Origin of the sequence: Serratia sp. Je.1.23.a (assembly GCF_051129805.1) — a bacterium.
Classification (GTDB): Bacteria; Pseudomonadota; Gammaproteobacteria; order Enterobacterales; family Enterobacteriaceae; genus Serratia; species Serratia liquefaciens.
Genome location: NZ_JBCPSR010000002.1, coordinates 822,939 through 839,177, shown reverse-complemented (window position 1 = coordinate 839,177; position 16,239 = coordinate 822,939). Strand labels below are relative to the sequence as shown.

Genomic DNA, 16,239 nt, shown 5'->3' with positions numbered 1-16,239 from the left:
TCTCCTCAATCCAGCGCCACAGCCGCATGAGTGTCTGCGGAAAGCTGAGCGGCATCCGCCAACCTCAAGGCCATGCAACCGTCATGCACCGTGATCGGCATAGGTGTGCCCTGCTTAATTGCCGAGATAAAAGCGTCTATTTCCAGCCGGTAGGCATCGCAATAGCGCTCCATGAAGAAGTTAAGCAATGGCCCACGTGCTTCGGTTTCTTGCCTGCTATAACGTCTAACCGGAGTCGCCCGCAGGTTGTCATTCAACAACATCCCCCCGGAACCGAACACCTCCATACGTTGGTCATAGCCATAGATTGCCTGGCGACTGCAGTTGATCTGACACTGTTTGCCTGAGGCGGTGCGCAATTGCACCATTACAGTGTCATAATCGCCCAACGCCTCCAGTTCGGGGGCGAACAGACGGCTGCCGGTTGCAAACACCTCCACCGGCTCTTCGCCCAGGATCCAGCGGGCAAGGTCAAAATCGTGGATCACCATGTCACGGAAAATTCCTCCCGAGTTTTTCAAATAGCCCATGGGCGCCAATCCAGGATCTCGACTGGTAATGATCACCTGATGAAGGTCGCCAATATCGCCACTGCGGATACGTTGGTTAATCTCACTAAACCCCAGATCAAACCGGCGATTGAAGCCCAGCATGACCTGACTGGCATGCTCGCCCAGTGCCCTTTGCGCCGCATACGCCTTGTTGATATCCAAATCCACCGGCTTTTCGCACAGCACCGCCTTGCCGGCTTTAGCCGCGGCAAGCATCAGATCAATATGGGTATGCGTGGGTGTGCCTATGATGACGGCATCAATATCAGGGTTTTGAATGGCTTCAAGTGGGTCAGCTAACGCAACGCCCCCCCAGGCCGCGGTCAACGCTTTGGCATTTTCAATAACAGGGTCTGCAACAGCGGTAAGAAAAGCATCGTTATGACGAGCCACATTCGCCGCATGTACCTGACCGATACGCCCGGCGCCGAGAATCGCAATTCTGATCATGACAGTCTCCATAAGAAGTCAGTTATTTATGGCCATGAAGCTTCAGGGCCTGCTGATTAACCACCAGTCCGCTCTCGAGCTGACCATTGAAAAAATCGAGGATATTGGAAGCGGCCGACACTGACATTCGCATCGCCGCCTCTGCAGTGAGCCCGGCAGAGTGTGGCGTGAGGATCAGCCGTTCAGTTTGCGCTAACAGTGTCGAACCGAGGTTTGCTGGCTCCTGTTTCAGCACGTCTAAACCGGCGCCGCCGAGATGTCCGCTATGCAAGGCTTCCGCGAGCGCCTCTTCATCGACAATTCCCCCTCGTGCGGTGTTGATCAACAGTGCGCCCGGTTTCATCATCGCCAACTGCTGTCGGCCAATCAGCGGTTTCTCGTCACTGAGTGGAAGGTGAACAGTGACCGCATCGGCGGTCTTCAGCCCTGTGCTGATGTCACCCATTCGTTCAACGCCGAGCTGGGTAAACACCTCGTCTGGAAGATAAGGATCGTAGGCAGTAACCCGCATGCGGAAACTTTTAGCCAACCGGGCCACCTCCCTGCCAATACGGCCGAAACCCAGGATGAAAAGCGTCCTTCCGGCCATTTCCATCGCGGAAAACCCGTTGCGTCTGTTCCATTCACCTTCACGAATACTGCGGTCGAAGTAACAGAGACGCTTAGCCAAAGCCAACAGCAAGGAGAAGGTATGTTCAGCCACCGACAGTGAATTGACATCGCCGATAATGGTCAGTGGGATCTGTCGTTCGGTCAAAGCCGCCACGTCCACCGAGTCATAGCCCACGCCATGGCGCGAGACGATCCTGAGTCTCCGAGCCGTCTGGATTTCTTTCGCGCTCAAGGGTTGGGTGCGAATCAACAATGCATCGGCCTCGGCAAGATAAGGCGCGTAACTTTCCACGCTCACTTCCGCCACCAGCTGTACCGTAAAGCCAGGTGCGTTGCATAAGATGGCCAAACCGGCATCGTGGATTTTTCCGGCCACCAGTACATGCGGCATTTCAGTACCCTCCCCGAACGGCGTGCTCTGCGTCTTTGACTTCGCCATTCAACTGACGAAACTGCGCCACGCTGGCTGAAGCCGCGGACCGCAGCAGTTGTACGTCGTTGGATACCGTCACCAGGTCAAAGCCCCATTCAGCGGCTTGCGCGGCATAGGCGGCAGTGCCGTTATGCAACCCTGCCTTCTTGCCTGCACGATGCGCCGTGGCCAGTATATGCTTTATGGCTTCGATGATTTCGGGCTCGTCTCGGTCAAACCCGGTACGGTATTTTCGTCCGGTCAAGCCAAGCGTCAGATCCGCCGGGCCGATGTAAACGCCGTCCAGACCTGGCGTAGCCACAATGGATTCGATATTTTCAACGGCCTCGGCCGTCTCGATCATAGCCAGACAGACCACCTGCTCATCGGCGAATTGACCATAGTCAGCGCCGGCAGAAATCACCGCACGGGTCGGGCCGAAACTCCGGCTGCCAGTGGGGGGATAACGCACGCAGGAAACCAGGGTACGGGCCTGTTCGGCAGTGTTTACCATCGGGCAAATAATGCCCCAGGCCCCGGCATCCAGCGCCTTCATGATCATGCCCGGTTCGAGCCAGGGCACCCTGACCAGCGGGGCTATACCGCTGGCGCGCATCGCCTGCAGCATATGGGTTGCCTGTTCGTAACCGACAAACCCATGCTGGAGGTCTATCGTGAGCGCATCGTATCCCTGCTCAGCCATAATCTCGGCGGTAAAGGCGCTGGCAACGCTCAGCCAGCCGTTCAACACCGTTTGCCCCTCATCCCAACGCTTTTTGACGTTATTGCGTTTCATTGCGGCTCCTTAAACCACGATCTGTGCAAGTTTGGTGTTCATGTAGTCGTGGATACCTTCTGAACCCCCTTCACGTCCCATACCGCTGGCCTTGATTCCCCCGAACGGCACTTCAGCCGCTGCCAGCGCATAGCTGTTGATCCCCACCATGCCGGACTCGAAGCGAGAAACGGCTTCGCGGATCCGAGCCGGATCTCGCGTAAAGGCATAGGCCGAGAGCGCAAAATTGGAATTGTTAACCCTGTCCCATAAGGCTTCGCTGTCGCTAAAAGAAGTGATTGCCACAATGGGGCCGAAATTCTCCTCAGCCATTGCGAGCGCATCGTCGGGTAAATCGGCAATCACCGTGGGCGCATAAAAATAGCCCCCGCCAAGTTCAAGACGATGCCCGCCAGTCACCACTCTTCCGCCTTTGGCGCGCGCGTCGGTAACAATGTCTTCGATCGCGTGAAGCCGTTTCATGTTGATAAGCGGCCCCATGGTGGTGCCTTCATCGAGCCCATAACCCACATTCAGCTGGCTGGCTCGCCGAGCAAAGCCTTCCACAAAGGCCTGATAGCAGTGTTCATGAACATAAAAACGATCGCCGGTTACACACACCTGACCACTGTTGGCAAATTTCGTGGCAACTGAGAGATCTAGCGCTTTATCGATATCGGCGTCGTTAAAAATGACTACTGGCGCATTGCCGCCCAACTCCATGCTGAGCCGCTTGATGGTTGATGCAGAATCGCGGATCATCTGCCGACCGATTTGCGTAGAGCCAGTCAGGGAAACCTTCCTGACCGTTGGCGATGACATTAAAGGCCCATAGGTGGTTGCGGTCGGCCCCACCACCAGGTTGGCGACGCCGGCCGGCAGCCCAGCCTGACGCAAACATTCGAAGATCAGCATCGCGGAACCCGGTACTTCACTCGAAGGACGTAATACCACCGTACAGCCTGCGGCAAGTGCGGGGGCCAGTTTGCGGGCCACCAATACCACCGGGAAATTCCAGGCGGTGAACGCCGCCACCACGCCGATCGGCTCATGCAGGACTTCGCAGCGGCCTGCGGGAACGCGACTTTCGACAATTCGCCCATAGATGCGCCGCGCCTCTTCCGCATGCCAAATAAACTGATCGACAGACAGCTCCCATTCACGTTTTGCCTGCGCCAAGGGTTTGCCACTTTCTTTCGAAACCATCACTGCAGCTTCTTGCGTTATCGCCACCATGGCACGCGCTACCGCCTGAAGCAGATCCGCGCGTTGCCAGGCCGGTGTGTTTTTCCAGCCGGGAAATGCTCGATCGGCACAGTCCAACGCAACCAGCGTATCCACCGCAGACGCCGCCTTAATCTGACCCAACTCGCAGCCCTTGCCCGGGTCGATCACCGTTATCCTTTCGGTGCCACGGCCGGTACACCACTCACCGTTGATAAACTGTCCAAAATTGTCATACATGATGGGTTGTCCCTCAGCATTTTGCTTCGGCAGAGTGCCGCTAAAGCATCAATATTTGCAATACTAGACACACAGCAATAAAAGTTGCAACAACACCACCTTGGGCAAAAAATCATAATTAAAATCGATTTAAACTCAAATATATCAAGACATTAAAAATTATTTTGGTTTGAAAATTTCAATGCACACCCGTAATTGAAATAAATATTTTAGAGATGAATCACAAATCTCACGAAGAAATTTTCCCAGCCCAAGGCAAATGAGATAGAAATAATTGCATGTGAGTTTTACTTGCAATTTTTATTGCTGTAGCGTGCTGGAAAATGACTGGCTAATGCCTGGAAAGGAAATTCTGATGGTGAAAAAAACAGACCCAACTCTGGCCGCGCTTAAACCGCTACCTCATGACAATTACGAGCAGGTCGTCAACGAAATCACCCGACGCTATCCGCAGTTGTCGGAGCGCTATCAGCAGGCGGCACGCTACATAACCCAGAACCCCAATACGGTTGCTCTGGAGTCGATTAACGCCGTGGCGGCCAAATGCGGATTACATCCATCGGTGTTGGTGCGTTTTGCCCAGGCTTTTGGTTATAGCGGTTTTAAACAGATGCAGAGCGTTTTCCAGACACGGTTGGCTACGGCAGCGCCCGGTTACAACGAGCGGATCACCGCACTGGAAAATGATCTGCGAAAAAATGATGAAAAAGGCAGCTTGGGTTTCCTGCAAAGTCTGGTCATTCGTGATATCGCAACGCTGCAGGAGTTATTGAATAACATCACCGAACAGGATCTCGATGAGACCGCCCATCTGCTGAAGGAAGCTGAAACTGTCTATATTGCCGGCCAGCTGCGCTCGGAACCTGTCGCGTCGTTGATGCGGTATCTTTTAACCATGCTCAATCGTCGCGTGATACTGCTGGATGCTGCCGGAGGACTGGCACCGCAAATGGCCAACAATATGCGGGAAAATGATGTGCTTATTGCCATAGCATTTCGCCATTACGCGAAAGAAGTGATCGCCATTGCGGATGATGCCGGTGCGCGTGGCATCCCTATTGTGGCCATTACTGACAGTCAGCTTTCACCACTGGCGAAAAGTGCAAAAGTGCTGTTTACCATACCGGAAGAAGAATACAGTTTTTCGCGATCTCTGGCGGCGCCGGTGTGTCTGGCGCAGAGCATTGCGATGGCATTGGCTGCGGCATTACAGCCGGAAAAAGCCCAGCCCTGCATTGAAACCATTACCGAGCGTGAAAAACGCAGTGAGGGGAACCGCAAGCGTCATCGCAGTTGAATCACGTTTAAAACAGACTTCTGCCCTGTCGGGATGGGAGTCTTGTCGTTTGAATTTGCAATTTTTATTGCCAATTAAAATAAACAGCAATTTAAAATGCAAAAAAAAATAATCATGCTGCTTTCAGGCGTTCAATCCGAATGGGGGAAGATATGGCCAAGATTCGTTGTACAGCGGCTCAGGCAGTCGTTCGTTATCTGAGCAACCAGTTTACGGAAATCGAGGGTGAACGCGTCCCGCTTTTTCCCGGCGTGTATGGGATTTTTGGCCATGGCAACGTCACCTGTCTGGGTGAAGCGCTGGAAGCAGTACAGGATATTTTGCCAACCTGGCGCGGCCAAAATGAACAATCGATGGGTTTTGCGGCTATTGGTTTTGCCAAGGCGATGGTTCGCAGGCAGATCATGGTGGTTACCGCGTCGATCGGGCCGGGTACCGCCAACCTGCTAACCGCTGCCGGCGTCGCGCACACCAGTCGTTTGCCCATGCTGATGATTTGCGGCGACAGCTTTGCGCGGCGGCATCCGGATCCGGTAATGCAACAGATCGAGCATTTCAACGATCCGACACAAACCATCAACGATGCTTTCAAAACGGTAAGCCGCTATTGGGACCGCATCACCTATCCAGAACAAATCATGTCCTCGCTACCGCAGGCTGTGGCCACCATGCTAGATCCGGGCGACTGCGGCCCGGCCTTTATCGGCATGTGTCAGGACGTGCAGGAAATGGCCTGGGATTACCCGGAAGCCTTTTTCGCCCCGCAGTTGCATCTGATGCCTCGTCCACGGCCCGATCGCCTTCAGCTTGCTCACGCAGCACAATGCCTGATGAACGCCAAACGCCCATTGATTATCTCTGGTGGAGGCGTGCGCTACTCACAGGCGGAAGCTGAACTGGAGGCTTTCGCGGTTCGCCATGGCATACCCGTCGTGGAAACCATTGCCGGTAAAGGCGCTTTTACGCATGACCACCCTATCCATATGGGGCCGATTGGTATTCTTGGCTCCACCTCAGCCAATGAGTTGGCTTCCCGAGCCGATGTCGTGGTCGCCATAGGAACCCGGTTGATGGATTTCGTCACCGGCTCATGGACGGTATTCGATCAACAGGCACAGTTCATTTCACTCAATGCTGCGCGCTTTGATGCGCATAAACACCGCGCTATTCCGCTGGTGTGCGATGCCCGTGAAGGGATTATCGAGCTAAACCATGCACTGGGCGAATGGGTGGCCGCGCCCGCCTGGTTGGCTAAGGGACGAGCGGCTTTTGCTGACTGGAACGCACTGATTGCAAAAACCCAAGAACCTGGAGTGACCGCCGATGTCCCCAGCTACGCCCAGGTGATCGGCGTGGTGAATGCAGTGGCGGCGCCGGAAGATTACATCATCAGTGCCGCCGGCGGGCTGCCTGGCGAGTTGGTGAAAGGCTGGCGTGTCAAAGATCCCGGCACCTTCGATTGCGAGTTCGGTTTTTCCTGTATGGGTTATGAGCTCTCTGCAGGCTGGGGAGCCGCCATGGCGGGCAAAAAACAGGATGTCTTCGTCATGATTGGGGACGGCACCTACATGATGATGAACTCAGATATCTATTCGAGCGTACTGTCCGGTCATAAATTTATTTTACTGGTGTGCGACAACGGCGGTTATGCGGTGATCAACCGTTTGCAGAACGCCAAAGGCGGTGCTTCCTTCAATAACCTGCTGAAGGATTGCCGCGTGAAAGAGCCTTTCCCGGTGGATTTCGTCGCCAATGCCGAGTCGATGGGGGCTTATGCCCGCAAGGTGACCTCGCTCGAACAGCTTGAAGACGCCCTTAAATGGGCCAAAGGCAACGATCGTACCACGGTAATTTCCATTGCCACCGACGCCCACCACTGGACGCCCGGAGATGCATGGTGGGATGTCGGCGTGCCGGAAGTGAGCGAGCGCGAGAGCGTTAACCAGGCGCATCGCGAACATCTCGAAGGACGCAAAAATCAGCGTATCGGCATTTAAAGAAGGGGCAGAACATGGTTCTTAAAGCAAAGCTTGGCATCGCGCCTATCGCTTGGTCGAATGACGATCTCCCTCAGCTAGGGGGCGAAACCTCGTTGGCAACCTGCCTGTTTGAAAGCCACCTTGCGGGGTTTCAGGGCGTTGAAACGGGCGGCAAATTCCCAAAAACCAGTGAGGAGCTCAAACCTACCCTGAAATACTTCCAGCTTGAACTGGTCTCGGGATGGTATTCGGGCACGCTGCTTGATAACAGCCTGAACGAAGAAATCAGCCGCTCGCTGCCACAAATGCAACTTTTCCGCGACTGCGGTGCCGCCTGCCTGGTTTACGGAGAAACTGCCGGTACCATCCAGAACCGGCAGAACGTCCCCCTGGCTGAACGACGTCGGTTGTCCGACGCAGAAATCAGCGAGTACGGCGACAAACTGTCTCGATTCGCCGCCTTCTGCAAGGATTTCGGCGTGCCACTCGCCTTCCATCATCATATGGGCACGGCAATTGAAGATGAACAGGATATTGACCGCTTAATGGCGGCAACCAGTAAAGACGTTGGCCTGTTATTTGATACCGGACATTTGGTGTTCGCCGGCGTGGACCCTGTCAGGGTGCTGGAAAAACATGGCGATCGCATCATCCATGTGCATACCAAAGATGTCCGTTTGGACGTGTTAAACGGTATCGACCGCCATAAAGACTCTTTTCTGGATGCCGTATTGAAGGGGATTTATACCGTACCGGGTGATGGATCCATCGATTTCACCGCCGTCATTAATAAGCTTGCCGCTATAGGTTATCAGGGGTGGTTTGTGGTTGAAGCCGAACAGGATCCGGCCAAAGCGCCGCCCCTTGAGTATGCCCGTCTCGGCTATAACACCCTGTGCAAAGCGCTCAGCGCGGCAGGCTATCGCTATACAGAAGGAGATATATGATGGATCAGTTAGTCGGAAAAGTGGCCGTCATCACCGGTGGCACGCAGGGGCTGGGGGCCGCAATCGCGCGCCATTTTAGCCAGCAAGGGGCCGCCGGGGTGATTATTTGCGGAAGAAACCAGGCAAAAGGCGCAGAAATCGCTGAGAGGTTAAATGCAGAAACTGACACCCCAGTGATTTTTGTACGCGCCGATTTATCTTCCGTGGAAGACTGTCGCCGGGTTATCGCTAAAACAGATGAATTATTTGGCCGCGTCGATGTTCTGGTCAACGCCGGGGGCATGACCGATCGCGGCACCATCATCGATACGGCCCCCGAGCTGTTCGACAAGATGTTTGCCACCAATGTTCGCGGGCCGTTTTATCTGATGCAAGAGTCGATAAAAATTATGCGTCGTGAAAATACGGCGGGCAGCATTGTTAACATCTGTTCCATGTCAGCGTTGGCCGGGCAGCCTTTTATCTCCGCCTACTGTTCGTCGAAAGGCGCATTGGCTACGTTGACACGCAACACCGCCTACGCCCTGTTACGCAACCGGATCCGCGTCAATGGTCTGAACATCGGGTGGATGGCATCCGAAGGGGAAGACCGCATAATGAAGCAATATCATGGTGCCGAGGATAACTGGCTGGAAAAAGCCGCCGCCGAGCAGCCTTTTGGTCGTTTGATTCAGCCAGAAGAAGTGGCACGTACCGTCGCTTTCCTGGCCAGCGATGAATCCGGCCTGATGACCGGTTCTATCGTTAACTTCGATCAGTCAGTCTGGGGGGGTTACGATCAGACGCCCTCTCCCTCCGCCCCGCTCTGATTCCTGCTTGCCGCGCACATAAAAAGACACCCTGCACTACTCGCAGGGTGTCGGGTCAAAACTGTATTAGCGACTTCCAAGGCGACAACATTTGCCCAAAAAATCACCAAGCCATTTATTTTCCTTAGGCTGCATTCTATTAATGCAGGGTATTACTTCAGATTAAGCATCTTCCCAAGCAAAATGTCTGTGGGTTCGAGAATATCCGTATCAATCCCTGCAGAGGGGGTGAAGGTCAACTCACCAAAGATGACTTTGCCATTGGAGATATAGAAATCGACACGAACAAACTCGAAGGGCGCCGACAATTTTCTCGCGTATTCAAAAAGATCGTCGTAACCCTCGGGTTTAACAAAAGCGTCGATCTCTTCTGGGCTAAGGGCCAGGCAGTCTTGGCTGTAGCACAGGAACTTGAAGTCTTTGTCAAAAAAGTAATATTTCGGCATGCCTTTATCCCTACCGACACAGAGTAACGTGCAGTAAGGTACGCCATTGAAACAGTATATTTTATAGTCTTCCGGACCATGACCACCTGCAGACTCTATATACCTTTCACCTATTATCTTTTTATTTATCTTTTTATAGTTTAATTCTGCATAGACTTTCCAGTAGTCCTCTCGCATCCAGTTATCTATGATTTTAGAGGCTCGCCCAATGTCCAACTTACTTTTGTCCTGGCAAATCAGGTTGTAACCAGAACCATGGTTACCCTTGATCACAAACTTTTCGGGTAACGTATCCCATGGGATCTCATGTACAGAGTCGCAGGCGAAGTACAGCTCGTTTAGAATTTCTTCACATCCCTGCGCCTTCAAATACTCTCGCACTGCGTATTTATCGGCACACTGCGTAACCAGCGCGTTGTTACTGTAATCGTTAAGTTTTAGATAATTTATTTTCTCGTTCCACGTTACCGGTGGATTGAGATTCAATTTTTTCCCGAATGCCTTTTTGTAGATAAATTTTGTCTTGAAGGTCGGCGTAAATGTCGCCAGTTGATTCATGATAAATTTATTAATATTTCTTCTCATACACCCTGTCTCATCATTTGACGACAAAATTAAAACGGTGACTGAATGGCACCAAAGGAAGCTGAAGCTATAGGTTGTTGCTGCTCACTGCGCCATTGGATCATTGCTGGGGGCGTGCTCAGATCAAATTGGTCATGGCCTAATGCGCGATTGAGGATCCGGGCCGAACGCCAGGCCATCAGACTGAGTTGAGGATCGGCAATACCGTGGTGGTGCATGCTGGCGTTAACGGCAAACAAGCAGTTCTCAACTTCACCTTCGCGCTCAAAGGTGAAATCAGAGGCAATACGGTATTGCCCATCGGCGGTAGTTGATAGACCATGAGCCAGAGATTCAAGAAACGCCGGGCGCACCTGTTGGTAACCGGTAGCAAAAATCACCACGTCTGCATCAACGATTTCGTGGCCTTGATCAAGGTGATGCTGCGTCTCTAACCGATAGAAATTATCTTTGGCTGTAAGGGCGGTCACTGAACGGCTGGGCAACAGTTTCACCCATCGTTTCTCGCGAAGTACATCGAAGCGGTGATACATGGCACGATAGATAGCTAACAGAGACTCGCTGGTGATGCCATCAGATGTCATCTTTTGCTCGTGCAACATGTGTTGCTTGGCTGAGTTGTTTAGCGTGCAGAATTTCTCGACATATTCTGGCGTAAAATACTCGTTGGCAAATGCCGCTTCATCAAGCGCGTTGTAGTTATTGCGGCGGGAAATCCAACTCAGCTGTTCTGGTTGGCCCCATTGCCCCTGAAAAATATTCAGGAACAGATCGGCCCCGCTTTGCCCCCCACCCACGATCGCCACACGTTTTCCGGCCAGGTCAGGCTGGCGTAACATCATTTCGCTGGCGTGGAAGCATTGATCATTTTGCTGAGTCACACAGTCTGGCAGCTTAATTTGTTTGCCGATGCCTACACAAAGGTGTTTGGCGTAAAATACGTCGTTTTGAGTGGTAACGACAAACTGTCGCTGACGGTCATCAAACTCCACCCGCTGAACCTCTTGGTTGAACACCAGTGAGTCCAACCCCGTTGCAGCCCAGTTGAGATAATCGGCAAACTCTTCACGAGAGGCGGTACGCTGTTCGCTGGTCAGAAAACGGTAGAACTTTTTCCGCTTCACCAGATAGTTGAGAAAACTGTAAGGATTGGTGGGTGAAACCGCCGTCACCAGATCCTTCAAAAAGTGGGTCTGCATACTGCTATCTGCCAGGATCATGCCCGGATGCCAAGAAAAGTGCGGTTTGCGCTCGAGGAATTTGCAATTAAACCCTTCGATCTCGCTACCAAGCGCAGCAATACTTAGGTTGGACGGACCGATGCCAATACCGATAAAGTCCAAACGCTGGTTCATTGAGTGTGCTCCTGAGTGAATAAATCTTTTTCCAGAAATATAATATTGGTCTGGTAAAATAACGTAACGAAATTTGATCCCGGCATTGACGTTAAAATAAATCGTGCAGCAGTGACATCTATGTAATAACGCCAGACTTATTGCCATTGAGCTCTAACATCTCACAATGAATAGCTCTAAGATCAAAAGATTAAAACAACCGCATCAACCGCCATTATTATTCTCATGAAAACCCGAACATATCTCTTTTGGACAGTCGTTCTTCAGTTAAAATAAAACCATATTCTGCAGAGTTATAAAATGACATTGCTTTGAGAGAGATTTTCAAGACAATAACATCCACTGAATTAACAGAGTAATCCATAACATGTCCCTATGTTAACTTGCCTATTAAACATGACATCTTCCTTAATTAGACATTACGTAACAAGAGTAGCTTCAAAGCGGATGACTGGCATGTGAAAAAAAATAATATTAAAACCAAAATCGACGTTGTTAATGTAAAATTAAAAGTGAAATCGTAAAAAATCATAAAATTTCATCTTGGTTTAACCAGGGTTGGAGATCGTGTTTATCAAGTGAAACCCGCCGCCAAGCGGCTCTGAGCCTGATAACTGTCCTTACCCCGTACCTTTTCCCTGCAAATCAACTCTAGTTCTAACCTTAGACAGTCTTTTGGCAATGGAGGCTTTTCTATCTACAGAAAATTCAGATATTTCACCGATTATAGCGAGCTTAACCATGACGACTCAGCCCCGTTTTCCGCTTACGTAGGCACTTTGGCATAAATGGGCACGCTCTTAACATTGAGTCGCGTTAAAACCAACGCTGTTTTCTTTCGGATCTTTTCTTTCTTGATCAATGCCAAGGAAAGTTAATATTGAAATCAGGACCTATTGGCAGAGGAAAAGGAAAAAAACATCTGAGCAAATATCATCCTGTTATGGGTAGTTAATGTTCTTAGGCTATCTTAGGATTTTTATGTAAAAGGCCCCTGCTTTCGAAACAATCCGCTCACCATTAACTGCAGAGACGAAAAAAAATCAACACGATTTCATGGCATTCTTTCTCAGCACGTTTATTCCCTTCACCCTATTTTTTGAACTACCGCTTAAGCATTCAAAAACCCTAGTGAATAATTATTGCTCACGCCCCAGTATCGGCCTTTGTGTCATTATTATTACTGAGCATGCTGCATCGGCGTTTAGGATGACAATGTTCACAAAGCGATAACCTGCCAGATTGTATTACCAGCTGACCCCGGTTAATCTTAACCGGTGTCCTCCAAATTATAAGTGACTGATGTTTTGATGAATGATGAGATACCCGCAACCAAACGCAAAAATGACCCCGTTGGCCTGAAGCAACGTATTTTCGCTGCGGCATTAAGTGAGTTTGCCGAAGCCGGTCTTAAGGGTGGACGCATGGAGAACATTGCCGAGCATGCCGCCACCACCAAACGCATGGTGGTTTATCATTTCAAGAATAAAGAATCGCTCTACATAGAGGTATTGGAACACGTCTATCAGCATATTCGCGCTCATGAGTCGGGCTTGGATTTGCATGCTTTGCCCCCAGTAGAGGCCATGACCCGACTGGTAGAAGAAAGCTTTAACTACCATGCGGAACACCCCGACTTCATACGTGTGATCTGTATGGAAAACATGATGCGCGGCCAATACATCCGTCAGTCGTCACGCATCAAGGCGCTGAATCAAAGCGCCCTGACCTTGCTGGAGGATATTTTACAACGCGGTAAACAAGGGCAGCAATTCACTCCGGACGCCTGCGCCACGGACGTGCATCGCTTGATCAGCAGTTTGTGCTTCCACTATGTTGCCAACAGGTACACCTTTAATACATTGTTTGAAAGTCAGGAACCGCCGGAAGATCAGGTGATCCGCAACCGTCGGTTGGCCGTCGTGGCAACGCTGCGCTATGTGGCGCTTTAACTAACAACCTGAGAAAGCTGTGATGACCAAAACCTGGCTGAGAAGCGTTTACCACGCCTGATGTTTTACTGTCCGCCCCCGTGGTGACCTTTGCCAGGGGGCCTAAAGTTATGGCCTCGCTGGCCATATTGAGCCATTTACCCGGATACGCGTGACGACGCCCTGCAGCGCATTACTCTGGTTTTGCTACTGCCCGTTTAAAGCGCTTGTGACGCTTGAGCCAAATATTTCGCCATCTCCGCTTCCGGCACCATGCCGCCACCGGTTGCCCACACCAGGTGGGTAGCATGATTCATCTGCTCCTCATTCAACCCCTGGCTCGCCAACCACTCCGCATCGGCCGCTACGCGCCATGGCCCCGGCATGCCGGCTAATGCCGAAGGCTCAAGCTGAATATGTTCATGTCGATCCAACAACCCCAGCAAAGCAAACATCTCAGCATCGCTCAGGGTATAGAACCCCGCAAGCAGACGTTCCATCGCACGGCCGACAAAACCGGAGGCGCGCCCCACCGCCAATCCATCCGCGGCAGTCTGGTTGTCGATACCCAGATCCTGGACCGAGATACCGTCGTGTAGCCCGGTATGCACACCAAGCAGCATGCATGGCGAATGTGTCGGCTCGGCAAAGATACAGCGTACGTGGTCCCCGAAGGCCAGTTTCAAGCCAAATGCCACTCCGCCAGGACCGCCGCCGACGCCACAGGGCAGATAAACAAACAAAGGATGCTGAGCATCGACCCGAATGCCGCTCTCGGCAAACTGGCGCTTCAGCCGCCCACCGGCCACGGCATAGCCCAGGAACAGCGTTTGCGAATTTTCGTCATCGATGAAGAAGCAGCGTGGATCGCTCGCCGCCTGCAAACGACCCTGTTCAACGGCGACCCCATAATCTTGTTCATATTCCACCACGTTGACGCCGTTATCGCGCAGTTTTTGCTTTTTCCATTCGCGGGCATCCGCCGACATGTGCACGCTGACGCTAAAGCCGAGGCGAGCGCTGATAATGCCGATTGACATGCCAAGGTTGCCAGTCGACCCTACGGCAATGCGATAGCCGCCGAAAAACTCGCGGAACTCCGGCGAAAACAGCTTGGCGTAGTCATCCGTCAACTGCAGCAGCCCGGCTTCCACAGCCAGCTTTTCCGCATGCGCCAGCACCTCGTAAATACCGCCGCGAGCCTTGATCGAACCGGAGATCGGCAGATGGCTGTCTTTTTTAAGCAGTAACCGCCCGCCCAGCGTCAGGCCATAGCGTTGATTCAATGCCGTTTGCATCGCAGGCAGAGCGACAACCTCAGACTCGATTACCCCTTTAGTGGCTTGAGTTTCGGGGAAGGCTACGCTCAGGTAAGGCGCAAAACGCGCCAGCCGCTGTTCTGCCTCAGCTACGTCTTCAGCGCCCAGCCCGACGTGGGGCAGCCCGACCTGCAAAGTCGTCGCTTGCGGGTTGAACCAGGTCACCGGCTTAAGGTCGATCAGCTCCTGCACCAGCGGGAATTGCGTCACTAATTGCTGAATCTGTGTCTTTTCCATTGTTTTTCTCTGCGCTGCAAAAAGGTTAGCCCTAGAGTGCAGCGATTCGCCTGAGCTGACAAATGATAAAAAATCAACCTTAGATGAGCAGTATTGATGCAATAAGGTGATTTACGTCAATTTATAAACTTTTGGTAGGTTTTGAATGACAAGCAATCATCTAAAGCGCCCCGCAGGCGTACCTTCTGCGGGGCATTTGCCAAGGCCATATTACTCACGAGCCGCCGCTTCCAGCCCGGCGATATCCAGCTTGACCATCCGTAGCATCGCTTCGGTGACCCTTTTCACCTTCAGACTATCGGGGTCAGCCATCAGCTCCGTCAGCCGTTTGGGCACAATCTGCCAGCTCAATCCCCAGCGGTCGCGCAGCCAACCGCACTGTTCAACGCTGCCACCGTCGCTCAGGGCTTCCCACAGCCGATCCACTTCCGCCTGATCCGCACACTCGACCATGATGGAAAAGCTGTGATTGAACGGATCCAGGGGCCCGGCTTCAATCGCCGCATAGCGCTGGTCGCCGAGAACAAAAGTCGCCAGTTTTACGCTGCCAGCCGGGCCGCTGGGGGTATCTGCGGGCAAGGTAGAATGCCAGGTCAGGGAGGAGCCGGGGATTAAATCTATGTAGCACCGCAGCGCGGCATCCATATCTTTTTCAAACCATAAGTGTTGGGTGATTTTCACGATATCCCCCTCCGCTACTGATCCAGGATCGGTTCGAAACCGCCGAAAATCATGCGTTTGCCGTCAAAGGGCATTTGGTCACCCAAGGCTTTCATGCGCGGATCGGCCATCATCTTCTGGTTGGCATCGTCACGCACCGCCTTGGAGGGGTACTCAATCCAGCTGAACACCACCACTTCATCGGCTTCGGCCTTCACCGCACCGCGAAAATCGGTAAGTTTGCCGTCGGGGACATCATTGCCCCAACACTCAACAACGCGTGTGGCACCGAATTCCTTAAACAGAGGAGCTGCCGCAGCAGCCAGTTTTAGATACGCCTCCTTATTGGCGGCCGGCACCGCCACTACAAAGCCATCAACATATTTCATAGGAGATTCCTCTTGTCGATT

General features: G+C 52.2%; 14 protein-coding genes. 5 read left to right on the top strand and 9 right to left on the bottom strand.

Annotation, left to right across the window (positions count from 1 at the left end):
* Window positions 1–5: 5 nt before the first annotated feature.
* From iolG to AAZT04_RS11700, 4 genes are read right to left on the bottom strand one after another with little or no spacing between them, the layout of a single operon-like run.
* Window positions 6–1,001: an inositol 2-dehydrogenase gene (iolG, locus tag AAZT04_RS11715; RefSeq protein ID WP_434680140.1), complete on the bottom strand. Its 996-nt coding sequence runs from the start codon at window positions 999–1,001 to the stop codon at window positions 6–8.
* Window positions 1,002–1,023: 22 nt separating this feature from the next.
* Window positions 1,024–2,004 carry a hydroxyacid dehydrogenase gene (locus tag AAZT04_RS11710; protein WP_434680138.1) on the bottom strand — a complete coding sequence of 327 codons (981 nt, stop codon included), beginning with the start codon at window positions 2,002–2,004 and terminating at the stop codon, window positions 1,024–1,026.
* A 1-nt stretch (window position 2,005) separates the two neighbouring features.
* Window positions 2,006–2,821 carry an HpcH/HpaI aldolase family protein gene (locus AAZT04_RS11705; protein WP_046373492.1) on the bottom strand — a complete coding sequence of 272 codons (816 nt, stop codon included), beginning with the start codon at window positions 2,819–2,821 and terminating at the stop codon, window positions 2,006–2,008.
* 9 nt (window positions 2,822–2,830) lie between these two features.
* Window positions 2,831–4,264 carry an NAD-dependent succinate-semialdehyde dehydrogenase gene (locus AAZT04_RS11700; protein ID WP_129982818.1) on the bottom strand — a complete coding sequence of 478 codons (1,434 nt, stop codon included), beginning with the start codon at window positions 4,262–4,264 and terminating at the stop codon, window positions 2,831–2,833.
* Between the two features lie 355 nt (window positions 4,265–4,619).
* Between AAZT04_RS11700 and AAZT04_RS11695 the strand changes: the two genes are divergently transcribed.
* The 4 genes from AAZT04_RS11695 (at window position 4,620) to AAZT04_RS11680 (ending at window position 9,296) form a co-directional block, all read left to right on the top strand.
* Window positions 4,620–5,561 carry a MurR/RpiR family transcriptional regulator gene (locus AAZT04_RS11695; protein ID WP_142815170.1) on the top strand — a complete coding sequence of 314 codons (942 nt, stop codon included), beginning with the start codon at window positions 4,620–4,622 and terminating at the stop codon, window positions 5,559–5,561.
* Between the two features lie 152 nt (window positions 5,562–5,713).
* Window positions 5,714–7,558: a 3D-(3,5/4)-trihydroxycyclohexane-1,2-dione acylhydrolase (decyclizing) gene (gene iolD, locus AAZT04_RS11690; RefSeq protein ID WP_129982817.1), complete on the top strand. Its 1,845-nt coding sequence runs from the start codon at window positions 5,714–5,716 to the stop codon at window positions 7,556–7,558.
* A 14-nt stretch (window positions 7,559–7,572) separates the two neighbouring features.
* Entirely contained in the window at window positions 7,573–8,487 is a 915-nt protein-coding gene (gene iolE, locus AAZT04_RS11685) for a myo-inosose-2 dehydratase (protein WP_129982816.1), read from the top strand.
* Window positions 8,484–9,296 (top strand): SDR family oxidoreductase, encoded by an 813-nt coding sequence (locus AAZT04_RS11680; protein ID WP_041414571.1) that lies wholly within the window; start codon window positions 8,484–8,486, stop codon window positions 9,294–9,296. Before iolE ends, AAZT04_RS11680 begins: the two co-directional genes overlap by 4 nt.
* A 152-nt stretch (window positions 9,297–9,448) precedes the next feature.
* On the opposite strand, the gene AAZT04_RS11675 is transcribed toward AAZT04_RS11680, so the two are convergent.
* Window positions 9,449–10,327 carry an ATP-grasp fold amidoligase family protein gene (locus tag AAZT04_RS11675; protein WP_020826976.1) on the bottom strand — a complete coding sequence of 293 codons (879 nt, stop codon included), beginning with the start codon at window positions 10,325–10,327 and terminating at the stop codon, window positions 9,449–9,451.
* A gap of 29 nt (window positions 10,328–10,356) precedes the next feature.
* Complete coding sequence (locus AAZT04_RS11670; RefSeq protein WP_046373488.1) at window positions 10,357–11,682, bottom strand: lysine N(6)-hydroxylase/L-ornithine N(5)-oxygenase family protein; 1,326 nt, start codon at window positions 11,680–11,682, stop codon at window positions 10,357–10,359.
* 1,310 nt (window positions 11,683–12,992) lie between these two features.
* On the opposite strand from AAZT04_RS11670, the gene AAZT04_RS11665 reads away from it, so the two are divergent.
* A complete protein-coding gene (locus AAZT04_RS11665; RefSeq protein ID WP_020826978.1) occupies window positions 12,993–13,634 on the top strand; it encodes a TetR family transcriptional regulator in 642 nt (213 codons plus the stop codon).
* A 197-nt stretch (window positions 13,635–13,831) separates the two neighbouring features.
* Here the strand turns inward: AAZT04_RS11665 and AAZT04_RS11660 are convergent, their stop codons facing one another.
* The 3 genes from AAZT04_RS11660 to AAZT04_RS11650 form a co-directional block, all read right to left on the bottom strand.
* Window positions 13,832–15,169 carry a D-serine ammonia-lyase gene (locus AAZT04_RS11660; protein WP_434680134.1) on the bottom strand — a complete coding sequence of 446 codons (1,338 nt, stop codon included), beginning with the start codon at window positions 15,167–15,169 and terminating at the stop codon, window positions 13,832–13,834.
* A 210-nt stretch (window positions 15,170–15,379) separates the two neighbouring features.
* Window positions 15,380–15,850, bottom strand: a complete 471-nt coding sequence (locus tag AAZT04_RS11655) for a VOC family protein (protein ID WP_048758826.1) — start codon at window positions 15,848–15,850, stop codon at window positions 15,380–15,382.
* Between the two features lie 14 nt (window positions 15,851–15,864).
* Window positions 15,865–16,218 carry a DUF1428 domain-containing protein gene (locus tag AAZT04_RS11650; protein WP_046373486.1) on the bottom strand — a complete coding sequence of 118 codons (354 nt, stop codon included), beginning with the start codon at window positions 16,216–16,218 and terminating at the stop codon, window positions 15,865–15,867.
* Window positions 16,219–16,239 lie beyond the last annotated feature (21 nt).